Below are 16000 nucleotides of genomic sequence, written 5' to 3' on the forward strand. Positions count from 1 at the left end.
TGGCTCAGCGTACGGGGCCTGTGCCGGGGGCTCAAGCGCAGATGCCCGGCGGGGGGGCAGTGCTCTACCCTGGACCCCATGAGCCCCCTTCTCTTCGATTCACACCTGCACACGCCCCTGTGTGGGCACGCGAGCGGGTCGCCCCGCGAGTACGCGCAGGCGGCCCTGGACGCCGGGCTGCAGGGGCTGTGCTTTACCGACCACATGCCTATGCCCGCGTGGTACGACGCCCCCTGGCGCATGCGGCTGGATCAGCTGGCCGAGTACATCGAGACGATTCAGGCGGTGCAGGCCGAGTTTGCCGGGCGCCTGGAGGTGCGCCTGGGCCTGGAAGCCGACTTTCACCCGGGCACCGAGCGGTTTGTGGAGCGGGTGCTGGCCATGCACCCCTGGGACTACGTGATTGGCAGCGTGCATTACCTGGGCGCCTGGGGCTTTGACAACCCCGAATTCGTGGCCGAATACGAGAATCGCGACCTGGGCGCGCTGTACACGCAGTATTACGCCCTGGTGGAGGGCGCGGCCAGGAGCGGCCTGTTTGACGCCATAGGCCACCTGGACCTGCCCAAGAAGTTCGGACACCGCGACCCGCTGGGCGCAGCGGCGCTGCGCGCGCTGGACGTGATTGCCGACCACAGCCTGAGCCTGGATTTCAACACGGCCGGCTGGCGCAAGCCGGTGGCCGAAGCCTACCCGGCCCCCGACCTGACCCGGCAGGCGGCCGAGCGCGGCATTCCCTTTGTGCTGGGCAGCGACGCGCACCGGCCCGTAGAGGTGGGCTTCCGCTTTACCGATGCCCTGAAGCTCTTGCAGGCCGTGGATGCCCGGGTGGTGACCTACCGGGGCGGGGTGCGCCATGCCTGAGGCGCCAAGCAAAAAAGGCCTGGTGGGCGTGCTCAAAACCACCGCCGATCTGCTGGACCTGCTGGGCTCAGCCGACAATGCCTTTCGCGCCCAGGCGTTTCGCAGCGCCGCCCGCAGCCTGGAGAGCCTGGACGCCGAGGCCGACACCCTGATCGCCGCCGGGTTTGCTGGGGTGCCCAAGGTGGGCAAGACAATCGCGGCGGACCTGCTGGCCTACGCGCGCGGCGGGGTGTTCGCGCCGTTGGAAGACGCCGCCAGCCTCATTCCAGCCGGGGTGCTGAGCCTGTTCCGGGTGCGCGGGCTGGGCCCCAAGAAGATCCGGGCGCTGTGGGACGCGGGCATTGATTCCCTCGAAGGCCTGCGCGAGGCCTGTCGCGACGGCCGGGTGGCGGCCCTGCGCGGTTTCGGCCCCAAGAGTGCCGCTGGCTTTCTGGGCGCGGTGGAGTTCGCCCTGGCCTCGCAGGAGCGCCAGCACCTCAGCACCGCGTGCGAGGTGACCGAGCTGCTGTGCCGGCAACTGGCCGCCTTTGACCCCCGCCCGGGCGGCGACGTGCGCCGGGGCCTGGACACGGTGCGGGCTGCGCGCGTAACCGTGACGGGACACCCCGATGCCCTGGGCACGGCCCTGGCGGGGGTCGTTGAGGGCCTTGCCCCGTTGGAAGGCCGCCCCGTGCTGGCCGGACGGCTGGACGGCGTGCCCGTCGAGGTGGCCTTTGCGCCCACCTCAGCGGTGCGCGGCGCCCTGGACCTGACGATGGGCGGCAGCGCGCCCTACCGCGAGGGCCTGCAGGCTGCCGCCCGTGCCCTAGGCCTGGAACTGAGCGGCCACGGCCTGCTTCGCCAGGGACAGCCGCTGGACACCCCCACCGAGGCCGAGGTGGCCCAGGCCCTGCAACTCGCGCTGCGCCCCGCCGAGTACCGCGAACCCGAACACGACGACCTGTGGCCCACGCTGCCCCACCCAGATGAACTGGTCACTGTGCAGAGCCTGCGCGGCATGCTGCACACCCATTCCACGTGGTCCGACGGCGCGGCCAGCATTGCCGAGTTGGCGGGGGAAGTCGTGCGCCTGGGCCACGGCTACCTGGGCACCGGGGACCACTCGCGCGCCGCGCACTACGCGGGCGGCCTGAGCCTTGAGCGCCTGCAGGCCCAGCTGAAGGAAATCCGCGAGTTGCAGGCGGCCGGGCTGCCCATCGTGGCGGGCGCCGAGGTGGATATTCTGGAAGACGGTTCTCTGGACTACCCGGACGACGTGCTGCAGGAGCTGGATTACGTGGTGGCCAGCGTGCACAGCCTCTTTAACCTGGACGCCGCGCGCCAGACCGAACGCCTGATCCGCGCCGCGCAGCACCCGCTGGTCACCATTCTGGGCCACCCCACGGGGCGCCTGCTGCTGCGCCGCCCCGGCTACGCGCTGGACCTGGACGCGGTGCTGGCCGCGTGCGAGGCGAGCGGCACGGTGGTGGAAATCAACGCCAATGCCTACCGCCTGGACCTGGACTGGCGCGTGGCCCTGCGCTGGCGCGAGCGCCTGACCTTTGCCATCAACACCGATGCCCACGTGCCCGCCGGCCTGGCCGACGCAAAATACGGCGTGATGGTGGCCCGGAAAGCTGGCCTGACCCCAGCGCAGGTGGTCAACACCCTGGACCGCGAGGCGTTTCTGGCCTTTGTGCAGGCGCAGCGGGCGGCCCGGGGCTAGGTCTACGCAGCAAAGCGGAGGCGGCCACAGACGCCGCCCCGCCCATTACCAGATCTCCCACATGACGCCCAGGCGGCGCGGCTGGGGATCAAGGGCTTCGGCGCGTTCCAGGTCGCCCTGCTGGGCCAGGCGGCAGATCGCCCGGCCGGCCCGGCGCCAGCGCCGTCGGGCCACGCGGGTCGCCGAAGAAACGCCGCCCCTCAGGCCGCCCCGTTTCAGCCAGCGCCGGGCCTGCGCCTGCCGAAAACGGACCACGGTTTCTTCCAGTTCCCAGGTCATGACGGGCGTACGAAAAGGGGCGCCCAGTCGCTGGGCAAACCCCACCCGGTACCCCACCACGGCCCAGTGCGGCCTGGGTTTGCGGCGCCAGCGCCGCACCGGCTCCAGCACCGAGCCCGGATGCTGGGAGGCCATCACCTGCGCGGGAACCCACTCTTCAAACTGCCTCAGTTCGCACCACTGCCGCCGGGGCCACGCGACCTGAACGGCCCGGGGCTTCCCGTAACCGAAGAATGGCTGAATGTGGTGCGCAAGACGACGGGCGACAAGGCGGCGCGTGTGCTGTTCATAAGGAACTCGGGTGAGCCGAAGGCGAGGGGTGAGCGAGGCGAACACGAGAGAATACGGGACTCCGGCGATGGAAAAGCATATTTGTGCTCTTCCGAATATGCTTTGGAATCAGAGGAGTCCCGTATCACACGCCCATAAACGTCCGGCCAGAGCAGGCCCCCTCCAAAGGGCCTACTGGGTGTCGTCTCGCCAGGTCAGCCCCATAAGGATAGGCGCGGGCCTGCATCGGTGCATCCGCCAAGCAGCTCAGGCGAGCAGCCGTTCAGGGCGACCCTCTTCTGCAGGCCCCTGGAACGGCCACAGGGCACGGTCCCCGTCCGTTTCAGCCATACCGCTTTTCCAGCAACTCGGCCAGGGCCTGCCACTCGGCCTGTTTGGCTTCGGGCAACTGGCGGGCCAGGTTCGCCAGGTAGCGGCCCAGATGGCTGCGGGTCAAGGCGCCGGGGTCCACGCCCAGTTCGCTGGCGGCTTCGGGAATCAGCACGTCGGCCATGGGGCCAATCAGGCGGGTCAGGTTCCAGTGCAGATCTTCTAAAAAGGCCGGGCCCAGCGGCGGCTCGGGCTGGGCATGGCGGCCCAGGGCGCGTTCCAGCACGCCGCCTTCGGTGGTCTGGTCCAGCATGTGGTCAAAGGCGGCCGTGGCCCCCACGGCGTCGCCCCGAATCACGCCGTGGATGATCGCCTCGTGCGTGGCGTACAGCGCCGGAAACCGCCCGCCCCGCAGCAGCTCGGTGCTCACGGCGCGCAGCACATTGGCCAGCGGCATGTGAATGGCCCGCAGCAGCCGCAGCACCACCGGATTGCCCGCTGCCTGCGCCACAGCGAGGTGCAGCGCGAGGTCCGCCTGAATGAACTGCTCCGGGTCCCCCTGCACGTCACGCATGGCGTGCAGGTGCCCCAGCAGCTCGGCGCGCTGCTCGGGGGTCGCGCGCCGGGCAGCCTGGGCAATGGTGTAGTGCTCCAGCACCTGCCGGGTATCCAGAAAGGCGCGGGCTTCGGTCTCGTCGTGGACCACTCCCAGCCACAGGTTGATGCTGGGGGCCTGCTGGGTGACGGGCAGCACCACCGTGCCACGCCCGGGCCGGGCGTCCACCACGCCGCTGGCCGAGAGAATGCTGATGGCCTCGCGAACGGCCGCCACGCTGGTGCCGTAGCGGGTGGCGAGTTCGCGCTGGCTGGGGAGGGTGTCGCCGGGGCGCAGCTGGCCGTCCAGCAACAGGGCCTGCAGGTGCGCGGCGATGTGCTCGCCCAGCGAGCGTTTGTCCAGGGGCTCGGGGGAAAAGGCGCCGCTGCCCTCGCTCATGGGCGGCCCCCCGGGCGCAGGCGACTCAGGGCGAGGTGCAGGCTCACGCGCAGGCGCTCAATGGCGCTGATCAGGTCCCCCAGTTCGTCGGGGCGGCCCCCGGGGCGAATCTGAATAGGCCCGTCCAGCTGCCCCAGGCTGGCCTGCTGCGCGGCCTCGGTGATCGCCAGAATCACGCCCACCACGCGGCGCACCGCCCAGTAGGCCACCAGGGCCGCGATCATCGCCGTGACGGCGCAGGCCAGCAGCACCAGCAGCAGTTGTCGGTGCAGCGCCGTGTTCAGGCTGCCCAGCGTGACGCCAATAGCCAGATGAAACAGTGGCTGCCCGGCCGGGGCGGCCTCGCCGGGCAGGCGAAGCACGCGCCCCGCTGGCGTGTCGTACACGTCCAGCTGCGTGACCTCGTACACCTGGGTCTGGCCTTCGGTGGCGCTCAGGCGGGCCACGGCCTCTTGCAGGTGCTCGGTCACACTCTGGGGGGCGCCCACGCCCCAGGTGTCTTCCAGGGCGGCCTGCGCGGCGCGGTAGGCCTGGGCCCGGGTGTCTGGCACTTCCAGGTGGGTGCCGCTGGGCTGGGCTTGCAAGAAAGCGTCAAGCTGCGCGCGCAGCAGCCAATCAGTCTGCGGCTCGTCACTGAAAAAGTAGCGCGGGGCCTCGCCCGCAGGCTGCACGTCAATAAAGGCCACGCTGGGGGAGGCCACCGCTGCGCGCAACTGCACGTTCACCTGCGTCAGGTCCGTCACGTCCAGGGTGCTGGCCAGCACACTCGCCACCGAGGCACTCAGGGAGCGCGAGATGGTGCCCACCTCCGCCCGGCGCTGGGCGGTGAGCAGCGCGGCCAGCAGCACCCCCAGCCCCAGAATGGGCAGCACGCTGATCAGGAGCGCCTTGGTGCGCAGGCTCAGGCGCCGTTCGGGGCGGGTGACCCGCAGGGGGGCCGGCGTGGTGATGGTCATGGAGGCTCCTGGGGTGTGAAGGCCCGGTTTTCTTGAACCGAGTTCATTGATCTGAACATTTAAACAGTTGACTTGCCGTGTGGCCTCAGCCTACACTCACCCTGTCCTTTTCTACAAGTTGCGCAGGTGGCGTGACCGCCCGTTGGTCACAGCTGTGATGGTGCGTGCTGCCCCCTGGCGGGCGTGGCCGCTCTGTCTGTCTGACCGGCCCATCCGGAGACACCGGGGCCGGAAGTGTAAGGAGTTGCCATGTCCAAGACCGCGCTGCCCCGTGTGCTTTCTGCGGCCCTGCTGCTCACGCTGGGGCTGACCCAGGCCCAGAAGGTAGAGACCGTGTCCATCGGCATTGCGGTGGCCCAGACCAGCAACACCGCGCTGCTGGGGCAGGAACAGGTGATCGGCGCCCGCTTTGCCGAGAAGTACCTCAATGCGCGCGGCGGCATCAATGGGACCCCCTTCAAACTGGTGTTCCAGGACACGGGCGGCGACGAGGCCGGCGCCATCAACGCCTTCCAGAACCTCATCACCAAAGACAAGGTGGTGGGCATCGTGGGACCCACCCTCTCGCAGCAGGCCTTTGCCTCTGACCCCATTGCCGAGCGCGCCAAAGTGCCGGTGCTGGGGCCCAGCAACACCGCCAAGGGCATTCCCCAGATTGGCAACTTCATTGCGCGGGTCTCTGCCCCGGTGGCCGTGGTGGCCCCCAACGCCGTGAAACAGGCCCTGAAGCTGGACCCCAAGATCAAGGAAGTGGCGGTGCTGTACGCCCAGAACGACGCCTTTTCCACCAGCGAAACCGGCACCTTCCAGGAAACCGTCAAGGCCCAGGGCCTGACCCTGGCCACCGTGCAGAAATTCCAGACCACCGACACCGATTTCACCACGCAGGTGACAGCAGTGCTGAACGCCAAGGTGGAGCTTGTGATCATCTCCGGTCTGGCGGCCGATGGCGGCAACCTCGTCAAGCAGCTGCGCCAGCTGGGCTACAAGGGCCTGATCATCGGCGGCAACGGCCTGAACACCTCCAACATGTTCCCCGTCTGCCAGAAGCTGTGCGACGGCGTGATCATCGCCCAGGCCTACAGCCCCAACCAAGGCAGCGCCGCCAATCAGGTGTTCGTGAAGGAATACACCGCGCAGTACAAAAAGGCCCCGCCGCAGTTCGCCGCCCAGGCCTACGCGGGCGTGCAGGTGATGGTTGAGGCTCTGAAGGTGATTGACCGCAAGAAGAAGCTGAACACCTGGGATCTGGACGACCTGCGCGTGGAGCTGAACAAGCAGATTCTGCTGGGCAAATACAACACGCCGCTGGGCCCCATCGCCTTCGACAAGGAAGGCGAGGTGATTCAGAAAGAGTTCTACGTGGCGCAGATCCGCATGAAGGACGCCAAGACCGGCAGCTTCGTGTACCTGAAGTAAGGGGCAGTACGCCCCGGGCCGTGGGTCATGACAGCAGCTCATGGCCCACGGCCCGCCGCTTCTGGCCCTGGTCCAGCCCTCAAGGAGGCCCCCCGCGTGGAATTCAGTCAACTGGTGCAGAACCTCTTAAATGGCCTGGCGATTGGCAGCGTGTACGCCATTTTCGCCCTGGGCTACACCCTGGTCTTTTCGATTCTGGGCATCATCAATTTTGCGCACGGCGCAGTATTTACTCTGGGGGCTTATTTCACCTACACGCTGGTGGTGGGTGAGTTCGGGAACAACGGCCTTCTCAAAGGCGTGAACCTGTTTCCGAACGGCTCGCCGCTCTCCGGGGAGCCGCTCACATTCGCCCTCGCCACCCTGCTGGGCGCGGTGGGGGCGGGGCTGGTGGCGGTCCTCATTGAACGCCTCGCTTTCCGGCCCATGCGGTCGCGCGGCGCCGACCCGCTGCTGGCGCTGGTGAGTTCCCTGGGCGTGGCCCTGGTGATCGTGAACCTGATTCAGCTGCTGGTCGGCGCGGAAATCTACAACTTTCCCGCCGACGCCTACGGCGACACGCCGCCCGCGCTGTCGTTCACGATGGGCGACAAGGTCGTCATCATCCGCACCGTCCAAGTGATCATCTTTGCCGTCAGCCTCGTGATGCTGGCCGTCCTGGGCTACGTGATTGGCCGCACGAAAATTGGTAAGGCGCTGCGTGCCGTGGCTGAAAACCCCGGCACCGCCAGCCTGCTGGGCATCAGCGTGGACCGCTTTATCGTGATCACCTTCTTCCTGTCGGGCTTCGTGGGCGGGCTGGCGGGCACGCTGGTGGGCACGGCGTTTGGGGTGGCCGGGCCCTATTTCGGCGTGACCTACGGCCTCAAGGGGCTGGCGGTGATTGTGCTGGGCGGTCTGGGCAGCATTCCGGGCGCCGTGCTGGGCGGCCTGGTGATTGGACTGGCCGAAGCGTTCGTGCCTGCCGACTACTCTGCCTACAAGGACGCGGTGGCGTTCGCGCTGCTGTTCGCCATTCTTCTCGTGCGGCCCCAGGGGCTGCTGGGCCGCAGCGCCATTCAGAAGGTGTAACGTGGCGGACTTTCTGCAAACCTACGGCTTCCTTATTGCCACCATGCTGCAGGCCGGTCTGCTGGGCCTGAGCCTGTACTTTCCCCTGCAGGCCGGACAGCTCAGCCTCGCCAGCCCAGGCTTTTACGCGCTGGGCGGGTACGTGGCCGCCATCATGCTCACCAACCCTGCCTTCGCGGACCTGCGCGATGCCCTGGGGAACGGCGTCTTTCCCCTCACCTGGCTGGCCGGGGCGGTGCTGGGCGGGTTGCTGGGCGTGGTGGTGGGCGTGCCGGCGTTGCGGCTGCGCGGCATCTACCTCGCGCTGGCCACCATTGCCTTTGTGGAGATTCTGCGCGTCGTGGCCCTGAACCTCACCCTCACCGGAGGCGCCGTGGGCATCTTCGGCATTCCGCAGGCCTTCGGTTTTCAGGACCGCTGGCAGTACATCTTCCTGTTTGGGCCGCTGCTGGCCCTCACGCTGCTGTTCGCGCGGCAACTGGAACGCTCACGGGTGGGCCGGGCGCTGCGCGCCATCCGCGAGGACGAACTGGCCGCCGACGCCATGGGCGTGCCGCCCACCCAGTACAAGGTGCTGGCCTTCGTGATCGGCGCGGCGCTCGCCGGACTGGTGGGCGCCATGAGCGCGCCCTTCCTGAACACCTGGAACGCCAAGCAGGGCACCTTCGACGCCAGCATCACCATTCTGGCGGCCGTGCTGATCGGCGGCAGCCGCAACATCTGGGGCCCGGTGGTGGGCGGCGCGCTGCTGGCCGCCGTGCCCGAAGTGCTGCGCTTCCTGGCCGACTGGCGACTGGTCATCAACGGTCTGGTGCTGGTCGTGGCCAGTCTGTACCTGCCGCAGGGCATCGTGGGCGCACTGTCGCGGCTGACGCGGCCCCGGCCCCCCCAGCGCCCCCCGGTGCAGGGCCCACCTGTCTCGGTGGCCGAGGTCAAGCCATGATGGCGGCGCCCGTGCTGCAGGCACAGCGCATGACCCGGCGCTTCGGCGGGCTGGTGGCCGTCAACGACGTGAGCTTCGAGGTGCACCAGGGCGAGATCTTCGGCCTGATCGGCCCCAACGGCGCAGGCAAGACCACGCTGTTCAACCTGATGACCGGCCTCACCCCGCCCTCGGGGGGCAGTCTGATCTACCAGGGCCAGCGGATTACGGGCCTGCCGCCGCACCGGGTGGCGCAGGCGGGCCTGAGCCGCACCTTTCAGAACATCCGCCTGTTCCGGGGCCTCTCGGCGCTGGAGAACGTGAAGATTGCCCAGCATGCCCGCACGCACGCGGGCCTGTGGCGTGGGGTGTTTGGTGCGGCGCGGGCCGAGGAGCAGGCGGTCGAACGCCGTGCCTGGGAGCTCTTGGATCTTGTGGGCATGGGGGACCGGGCGGGCGAGCTGGCGGGCAACTTCAGCTACGGCGACCAGCGGCGCCTGGAAATTGCCCGCGCCCTGGCCACCGAGCCGCGCGTGCTGCTGCTGGACGAACCCGCCGCTGGCATGAACACCGCCGAGAAGGGCCAGCTGACCGCCTTTATCCGGCAGGTGCGCGACCAGTTTGACTTGACGGTGCTGGTCATTGAACACCACGTGCCGCTGGTGATGAACCTGTGTGACCGCGTGGCGGTGCTGAACTTCGGCGAGCTGATCGCGGTGGGTGACCCGGCCACCGTGCAGCGCGACCCCCGCGTGATTGAAGCGTACCTGGGAGGGGAATAGATGCCGCTGCTGGAAATCGAGAACCTCAGCGTGAATTACGGCGCCATTCAGGCGGTTCGGGGCCTGTCCCTGACCGTGGAGGAAGGCGAGGTGGTCACCCTGATCGGCGCGAACGGCGCGGGCAAGACCACCACCCTGCGCGCCGTATCACGGCTCCTCAGACCTGTGGCCGGGCGCATCCGGTTTGCCGGGCGCGACATCACCCGCGTGCCGGCCGACGAGGCCGTGCGCCTGGGCATCGCCCAGAGCCCCGAAGGGCGGCAGGTGCTCGCCCGGCAGAGCGTGCAGGACAACCTGGAACTGGGCGCCTACACCCGCAAGGCGGGCGTGCGGGCCGACCTGCAGACCATGTACGAACGGTTTCCCCGCCTGGGTGAGCGGCGGCACCAGCTGGCCGGCACGCTCTCGGGCGGCGAGCAGCAGATGCTGGCCATCGCCCGCGCCCTGATGAGCCGCCCCCGACTGCTGCTGCTGGACGAACCCAGTCTGGGCCTGGCGCCTATCATCGTGCGCGAGATCTTTACCATCATCCGCCAACTGAACGAGCAGGGCGTGACCATTCTGCTGGTCGAGCAAAATGCCCGCCTCGCCATGAACGCCAGTCACCGCACCTATGTTCTGGAGGCCGGGCAACTGACCTTCAGCGGTGACAGTGCCCAGCTGGTGAACGACGAACGCGTGCTGCACGCGTATCTGGGCGGTTAGGCCTGCGACGGCGCCGCGCCCGCTTCCTGGCTGGAGCGGGCGCAGTGCTCTCGCGTCTCGCTCAGCTTAGGGGTATCGCCGCCCGCGCTGTCTTCCGAGCCGAAAAGCTGGGTGTGAGCATGGCGCTCGCGTGTTCTGGCTGCATGCCCGCCAAAAACGTCGGTGCCCGGAAGGGAGACGCTGATGCGAGTAGCCGCCATCTGACGGTCTCGCGCTGCTGCCCTTTGACGTGCGCAGCCCCCGCCAAGCCGGAGCGCACCAAGTCGGCCAGTGTTCACAGGCGGTGAGCCCTAGCGCGTCCTTAGGCAGCCCAGTGGGCGCGTGGTTTTCTCCAGGCGCCAGGAAAATGGACCCGTGAGCCGGTGCAATCCAGGGTCATAAACGGGTCATTGGTGTGCTGAGCGAGGGTGCCGCGCCGCCCATTTGGCCCACAGACTGGCTGTGCGGGTGCTGCTCATCCTGATGGTGGGGTGCCTCGGGCCGTGCGCAGAGGTCAATCGGCAGCCCCAGGTCCACCCTCCTACCACTTCCCAGCCCCTGTCGCGCCCCAACCTGTAGCTGGGCCGTGCCCCCCAGACCTGTCAGCCTCCTTCCCACGAAAACGGGCGGGACTGTTCCCCTCACAGAACAGTCCCGCCCTGGATTTTCTGCAGGCGCTCTGGCTTCAACTCCTGAGCGCGGGGCGCGCGCCGTTACCGCGTGCCGAAGTTCTGCACCCAGTAGGTGCCGTAGGTGCTGCCGGGGCGGTAGGTGTAGCCCACGCCCAGTTCTTTCAGGCCCGGGTCCATCAGGGTCTTGCAGTGGCTGGGGCTGTCCAGCCAGCCCTGCACCACGTTCTGCGCGGTGTACCCAGCGGCGATGTTCTCGCCCACCTGGGTCCAGCCCCGGTAGCCAGCGGCTTCCATGCGCTGGGCGGGGGTGCGGCCCTCGGGGGTGACGTGGTTAAAGTATCCGCGCTCGGCCATATCGGCGGCGTGGCCCCGGGCGGCGGCGGCCAGGAAGCCGTTCCAGCTCACGGCGGGCGCGGCACCGAAGGCCTGCCCCCCGCAGGAGCGGGCCTGGGCGCGGGCCACGTTCACTTCGGCCAGAATCTGGGCTTCCTGGGCGCTCATGGTCTGGTCGCCGGCACCGCCGCTGGGGGCCGTGCTCTGGCCGCCACCGGTGCCGCTGCTGCTCACGGTGGTGGGCGCGCTGGCGGTGGGGGCGCTGGGGCCACCTCCACATGAGGCCAGCAGCAGGGCGAAGGGCAACAGGGCAGTCAGGGCAGTTTTGGGCATGTGAGGGTCCTTTTCGCACGCGGCCAGTTGGCGCCTGCGGTTGAAGTGCCCTCACGGTACAAATGTCAGACTTTCATCCTGGTCACTTTCACGAACATGAACGCCCCGCCCGGCAGGGGCAGTAGGGCCCCCAGCACAGGAGGACGAAAAAAGTCCTCACAGTCGCCATTTCCCCCTCCTTACGCCACTGTTCAAAGCCCTGGCCCAACATCAAGCCCCCAGGGACTCACCCTGGGGGTCACATGAAGGGGGGATTCAGCACCCAGCCCACTGTCAGAATGTTGTGACAGCAATGCGGGTTATTTCACGCGGTTCAGGCCATCCTGGGCCGGCTTGTAGCCCGGGTTCAGCTTCAGGGCGCGCTCGTAGTTCTCGCGGGCTTTCAGGCGGTCGGCGGCCACCGCGCCCGAACCGCGCTCGTAGCTCAGGCCCAGGTAGTACATGTATTCGGGGGTGTTGCTGCCCAGAGCGGCGGCGCGCGTGAGCTGCTCGCGGGCACTCTTCAGGTCGCCGCTGTCCAGGGCCAGCCGGCCCAGGTAGTAGTAGAACTCGGGGTAGCGCAGCGGGTCCAGGGTCACGGCCTGGGTCAGCTGGGCGCGGGCCGTGGCGGTGTCCTTGGCAAGGTAGCTGACCACGCCGTACTGGCCCACGGCGTAGGCGTTCTTGGGGGCCAACCGGGCGGCCTGCGCGGCTTCAGGCCGGGCGGCGGCGAGGTTGCCACTCAGGGCCAGCAGCTTGGCGTAGTAGGCGCGGTTGTACGGATCGCGCGGGTCCACGATCACGGCCTGCTGCAGGCTTTCCAGCGCCAGCGGCAGATTGCCGGTCGCGTAGTACATGTCGCCCAGGTTGTACAGCAGAATGGCGTTGTCGGCGTTCAGGGCAATCGCCTGCTTGAACGCGTCAATGGCGCGCGCCGCGTCGCCCTGCAGCTTGTAGACATAGCCGCGCTCGTTCCACACGCGGCTGAGCTGCACGCTCTTGCTGGTGCCGGCCTGGGCCAGGGCCTCGGCGTCGGTCAGCACGCGCAGGGCCTCGTTCAGGTTGCCGCTGACGGTGGCGCGGTCCCCGGCCCCGATGTACTGCTGCACATACGCCTGCGACAGCGAGATATACGCGTCGAAGTTGCGGCTGTCCAGGCTGATCAGGCGCTTGAGGGTTTCAATGCCCGCGCTGTAGAGGCGCAGCTTGATCTGCGAGCGGCCCAGGCCGATCAGGGCTTCAGGGTTGCGGGGATCCAGTTCGGCCGCCGCGCGGTAGGCCACGTACGCCTGATCAAACTGCCCCTGCTCGTAGTAGTACACGCCCAGCGCCACGTAGTTGGCAGCGGGAATGGCGCGTGGGGCGGCGGGCGCGGTGGCCGGGGCCGCCGCTGGGCTGGTGGGGGTGGTGGGCGCAGCGGGCGCGGTCTGCGCGCCGGCCAGGCTCAGCGTGATCAGCAGGCCCAGCAGGCCGGTTGTGGTGCGTCGATTCACTCGGAAACCTCCGTGGGGCGCTGCGCGGCGTCGCGGCGCGGCCTCACCCTGCCAGAAATGGGCATAAGGGCATGATACGTGAGAACGCCGACAAATCGGGTGAAGTGGCCGTGAGAGGGCGGGGGCAGCATAGCGGCAGTGTTCGCGGCCTCCGTGACGCCCATCTGACGGGCGCGCAGCCTGTACAGTCGGGGGCGTGAAGATGGTCCCTCCCCGCCCGCGCCGCCTGGGCCTGACCGGCAGCATTGGTGCCGGCAAAAGCACGGTGGCCGCTCTGCTGCGCGCCCACGGCTTCACCGTGCTGGACGCCGACGAACAGGCCCGGCTGGTCACCGCCGAGCCCGAGGTGCTGGCCCAGATTGAGGCCCGCTTTCCTGGCACCGTGCAGGCGGGCGTGCTGGACCGCGCCGCCCTGGCCGCCCGCGTGTTCCCGGACCCGGCGGCGGTGGCCGACCTGAACGCCATCGTGCATCCCCGGGTGCGGGCGCGCATGGCCGTGCTGGAACAGGCGGCGGCCGACCGGGGCGAGGCCTGGGTGGTGCAGGACGTGCCGCTGCTTTTTGAAGGGGGGCTGGACGCAGGTATGGACGCCGTGCTGGTGGTGGATGCCCCGCTGGAGCTGCGCCTGGAACGCGCCCTGGCCCGGGGCGGCCTGACCCGCGAGGACATCTTGGCCCGCGACGCCCGGCAACTTCCTGCCGAAGAGAAGCGCCGCCGGGCCACCTGGGTGATTGAGAACACCGGTGATCTGGCGGCGCTGGAGGCCCAGGTGGCGGGGGTTGTGGGTCGTGGACTGTGGGCTGTGGAGGAAGTGGAGGGTGGGGAGTAGGAAGTGGGAGAACAGGGAAGGGACGCGCACTCAGCCGCGCCCCTCTCACCCGTTTCTGCACCAGTTCTTATAGTGTTCCATGCCTAACGCACGAGCAAAAAGCTACGCTGAATCTATGTCACCAGGGGCATTTCTTGAAATTATTTTGAACGCCCGCGATGTCAATGGCGCTGACCGTATTGACCGAGATGAGATAGAGGACGTGCTTGGAGCAGCGTTGCACAACGCACATCTTGGAGTAATCACGGGTGCTGGGGCAGGCATGGGTACAGTTATTCTCGACATCGAAGTTAACCCATTGCGCGTAGACGAGGCGATTGAATGCATACGGCAAACCCTTGAATGGTTTGCCTTGCCAGAGGGCAGTTGGATTCGAGGACCAAAACCCGGTCAACGTCATGCACTCACCATCCAGCATCGCCTCTGACAAGCCCTTCTTGAATGCCCACTACACCCTACTTCCCACTTCCTTTCAGCGCCGCCGCAATAAAGCCGGCAAACGGCGGGCTGGGGCGCATGGGGCGGCTCTTGAACTCGGGGTGGGCCTGCAGGGCGACGAAGTAGGGGTGGCCCGGAATCTCGATGCTTTCCACCAGTCCGGCGCCGCGCCCGGCCACACCGGGGGTCACACCGCTGATGACCAGCCCGGCCGCCTTCAGTTGGTCAGTGTAGACGGGGTTCACCTCAAAGCGGTGGCGGTGACGCTCCTTGACCACGCCGCCCTGGGCCACGCCGTAGAGTTCGGCAATCTTGGTGCCGGCCGCCAGGTTCATGGGCCAGTCGCCCAGGCGCATGGTGCCGCCCATGCCGGCCACTTCCAGCTGTTCGGGCATCAGGTCAATGACCTTGTGGGGCGCGTATTCGTCGAACTCGGCGGAGTTGGCGCCTGCCAGGCCCGCCTTGTGGCGCGCATATTCAATCACCGCAATCTGCATGCCCAGGCAGATGCCCAGGTAGGGCGTGCCGGTTTCGCGGGCGTATTGCGCGGCGCGGATCTTGCCCTCAATGCCGCGAATGCCAAAGCCGCCGGGCACCAGGATGCCGTCGGCGCCTGAGAGCCGGGCCTGCACGTCCTCGTCAGAGACGCTGGGGTCGGCCAATTCCTCGGCGTTCACCCAGCGGATGTTCACGCGGGCGTCGTTGGCAATGCCCGCGTGGGTCAGCGACTCCATCAGGGACAGGTAGGCGTCGGGCATGGCGGTGTACTTGCCCGCAATGGCAATCGTGACCTCGCGCGCCGGCTGCTTGATGGTCTTGACCGCGTTCTGCCACACGCCCAGGTTCGGGTGAATGCGTTCCAGCGAGAGCAGGTTTTCCACGACCTTGCCCAGCCCCTGCTCTTCCAGGGCCAGCGGCACCTCGTAGACGTGCGAGACGTCGTAACTGGAAAACACCCGGTTCTCGCGCACGGACGTAAAGGCCGCAATCTTGCGGGTGATCTCGGGCGGCAGCTTTTCCTTGCTGCGCACCATCACGATGTCGGGGCTGATGCCCACCGAGCGCAGTTCCGCCACCGAGTGCTGGGTGGGCTTGGTCTTGAACTCGTTGCTGGTGCCCAGGTACGGCACCAGCGTGAGGTGCAGGTACAGGACGTTGTCGTCGCCCTCGTCGAACTTGAACTGCCGGATGGCTTCCAGAAAGGGCAGCGACTCAATGTCGCCCACCGTGCCGCCCACCTCAATGAGCACGATCTCGGCGCCCGCCGTCTCGCCGGCGGCGCGGATGCGGCGCTTAATTTCGTCCGTGACGTGCGGAATGACCTGCACGGTCTGCGACAGGTAATCCCCGGCGCGCTCCTTACGAATCACTTCCTGGTACACCTGCCCGGTAGTGATGTTGCTGCCCGGGGGAATATCCAGGTCCAGAAAGCGCTCGTAGTTGCCGATGTCCAGATCCGTCTCGGCGCCACTGGCGGTCACGAAGACCTCGCCGTGTTCGTAGGGCCGCATGGTGCCCGCGTCAATGTTGATGTAAGGGTCAATCTTGACCGCCGTGACCTTGTAGCCGCGTGCGCGCAGCAATGCACCCAAACTGGCGCTCGCCACGCCCTTCCCAAGGCTGCTCACCACGCCGCCCGTTACAAAGATGTATTTCATGCCTGACCGCGAGCGCCTGATCCCCACCT

At 67.7% G+C, this 16000-nt stretch carries 15 protein-coding genes; 9 read left to right on the forward strand and 6 right to left on the reverse strand.

Going from position 1 to position 16000, the window contains the following annotated elements:
* Positions 1 to 78 precede the first annotated feature (78 nt).
* The gene (locus KMW22_RS00600) at positions 79 to 864 is read left to right on the forward strand and encodes a histidinol-phosphatase HisJ family protein (protein ID WP_221088077.1); all 786 of its coding nucleotides are present in this window, start codon (positions 79 to 81) and stop codon (positions 862 to 864) included.
* A complete protein-coding gene (locus KMW22_RS00605) occupies positions 857 to 2569 on the forward strand; it encodes a DNA polymerase/3'-5' exonuclease PolX (protein WP_221088078.1) in 1713 nt (570 codons plus the stop codon). Before KMW22_RS00600 ends, KMW22_RS00605 begins: the two co-directional genes overlap by 8 nt.
* 45 nt (positions 2570 to 2614) lie before the next feature.
* On the opposite strand, the gene KMW22_RS00610 is transcribed toward KMW22_RS00605, so the two are convergent.
* The 3 genes from KMW22_RS00610 to KMW22_RS00620 all read right to left on the reverse strand — a co-directional run bounded on the left by KMW22_RS00610 (position 2615) and on the right by KMW22_RS00620 (position 5398).
* Positions 2615 to 2983 carry a hypothetical protein gene (locus tag KMW22_RS00610; protein ID WP_221088079.1) on the reverse strand — a complete coding sequence of 123 codons (369 nt, stop codon included), beginning with the start codon at positions 2981 to 2983 and terminating at the stop codon, positions 2615 to 2617.
* A gap of 478 nt (positions 2984 to 3461) precedes the next feature.
* A complete protein-coding gene (locus KMW22_RS00615) occupies positions 3462 to 4442 on the reverse strand; it encodes a FadR/GntR family transcriptional regulator (protein WP_221088080.1) in 981 nt (326 codons plus the stop codon).
* Entirely contained in the window at positions 4439 to 5398 is a 960-nt protein-coding gene (locus KMW22_RS00620) for a HAMP domain-containing protein (RefSeq protein ID WP_221088081.1), read from the reverse strand. Before KMW22_RS00620 ends, KMW22_RS00615 begins: the two co-directional genes overlap by 4 nt.
* Positions 5399 to 5647: 249 nt before the next feature.
* Between KMW22_RS00620 and KMW22_RS00625 the strand changes: the two genes are divergently transcribed.
* The 5 genes from KMW22_RS00625 (at position 5648) to KMW22_RS00645 (ending at position 10297) form a co-directional block, all read left to right on the forward strand.
* The gene (locus KMW22_RS00625; RefSeq protein ID WP_221088082.1) at positions 5648 to 6817 is read left to right on the forward strand and encodes an ABC transporter substrate-binding protein; all 1170 of its coding nucleotides are present in this window, start codon (positions 5648 to 5650) and stop codon (positions 6815 to 6817) included.
* 96 nt (positions 6818 to 6913) lie between these two features.
* A complete protein-coding gene (locus KMW22_RS00630) occupies positions 6914 to 7888 on the forward strand; it encodes a branched-chain amino acid ABC transporter permease (protein ID WP_221088083.1) in 975 nt (324 codons plus the stop codon).
* Position 7889: 1 nt separating this feature from the next.
* The gene (locus KMW22_RS00635; protein ID WP_221088084.1) at positions 7890 to 8831 is read left to right on the forward strand and encodes a branched-chain amino acid ABC transporter permease; all 942 of its coding nucleotides are present in this window, start codon (positions 7890 to 7892) and stop codon (positions 8829 to 8831) included.
* A complete protein-coding gene (locus tag KMW22_RS00640) occupies positions 8828 to 9592 on the forward strand; it encodes an ABC transporter ATP-binding protein (protein WP_407928412.1) in 765 nt (254 codons plus the stop codon). Before KMW22_RS00635 ends, KMW22_RS00640 begins: the two co-directional genes overlap by 4 nt.
* Positions 9593 to 10297 (forward strand): ABC transporter ATP-binding protein, encoded by a 705-nt coding sequence (locus KMW22_RS00645; RefSeq protein ID WP_221088085.1) that lies wholly within the window; start codon positions 9593 to 9595, stop codon positions 10295 to 10297.
* A gap of 692 nt (positions 10298 to 10989) precedes the next feature.
* Here KMW22_RS00645 and KMW22_RS00650 read toward each other — a convergent pair.
* Together KMW22_RS00650 and KMW22_RS00655 are read right to left on the reverse strand one after the other, a co-directional pair.
* Positions 10990 to 11574: a CAP domain-containing protein gene (locus KMW22_RS00650; protein ID WP_221088086.1), complete on the reverse strand. Its 585-nt coding sequence runs from the start codon at positions 11572 to 11574 to the stop codon at positions 10990 to 10992.
* 299 nt (positions 11575 to 11873) lie between these two features.
* On the reverse strand, positions 11874 to 13046 hold the full coding sequence (locus tag KMW22_RS00655; protein ID WP_328774543.1) for a tetratricopeptide repeat protein: 1173 nt from the start codon (positions 13044 to 13046) through the stop codon (positions 11874 to 11876).
* Positions 13047 to 13248: 202 nt separating this feature from the next.
* Here KMW22_RS00655 and coaE point away from each other — a divergent pair, with 202 nt between their 5' ends.
* Both coaE and KMW22_RS00665 read left to right on the forward strand, forming a co-directional pair.
* Complete coding sequence (coaE, locus tag KMW22_RS00660; RefSeq protein ID WP_221088513.1) at positions 13249 to 13875, forward strand: dephospho-CoA kinase; 627 nt, start codon at positions 13249 to 13251, stop codon at positions 13873 to 13875.
* Positions 13876 to 13954: 79 nt separating this feature from the next.
* Positions 13955 to 14302, forward strand: coding sequence for a hypothetical protein (locus tag KMW22_RS00665; protein ID WP_221088088.1), 348 nt, complete (start codon positions 13955 to 13957; stop codon positions 14300 to 14302).
* A 28-nt stretch (positions 14303 to 14330) separates the two neighbouring features.
* Here the strand turns inward: KMW22_RS00665 and KMW22_RS00670 are convergent, their stop codons facing one another.
* The gene (locus KMW22_RS00670) at positions 14331 to 15971 is read right to left on the reverse strand and encodes a CTP synthase (RefSeq protein WP_221088089.1); all 1641 of its coding nucleotides are present in this window, start codon (positions 15969 to 15971) and stop codon (positions 14331 to 14333) included.
* Between the last annotated feature and the right edge of the window lie 29 nt (positions 15972 to 16000).

Source organism: Deinococcus aquaedulcis (genome assembly GCF_019693445.1).
Taxonomy (GTDB): Bacteria; Deinococcota; Deinococci; order Deinococcales; family Deinococcaceae; genus Deinococcus; species Deinococcus aquaedulcis.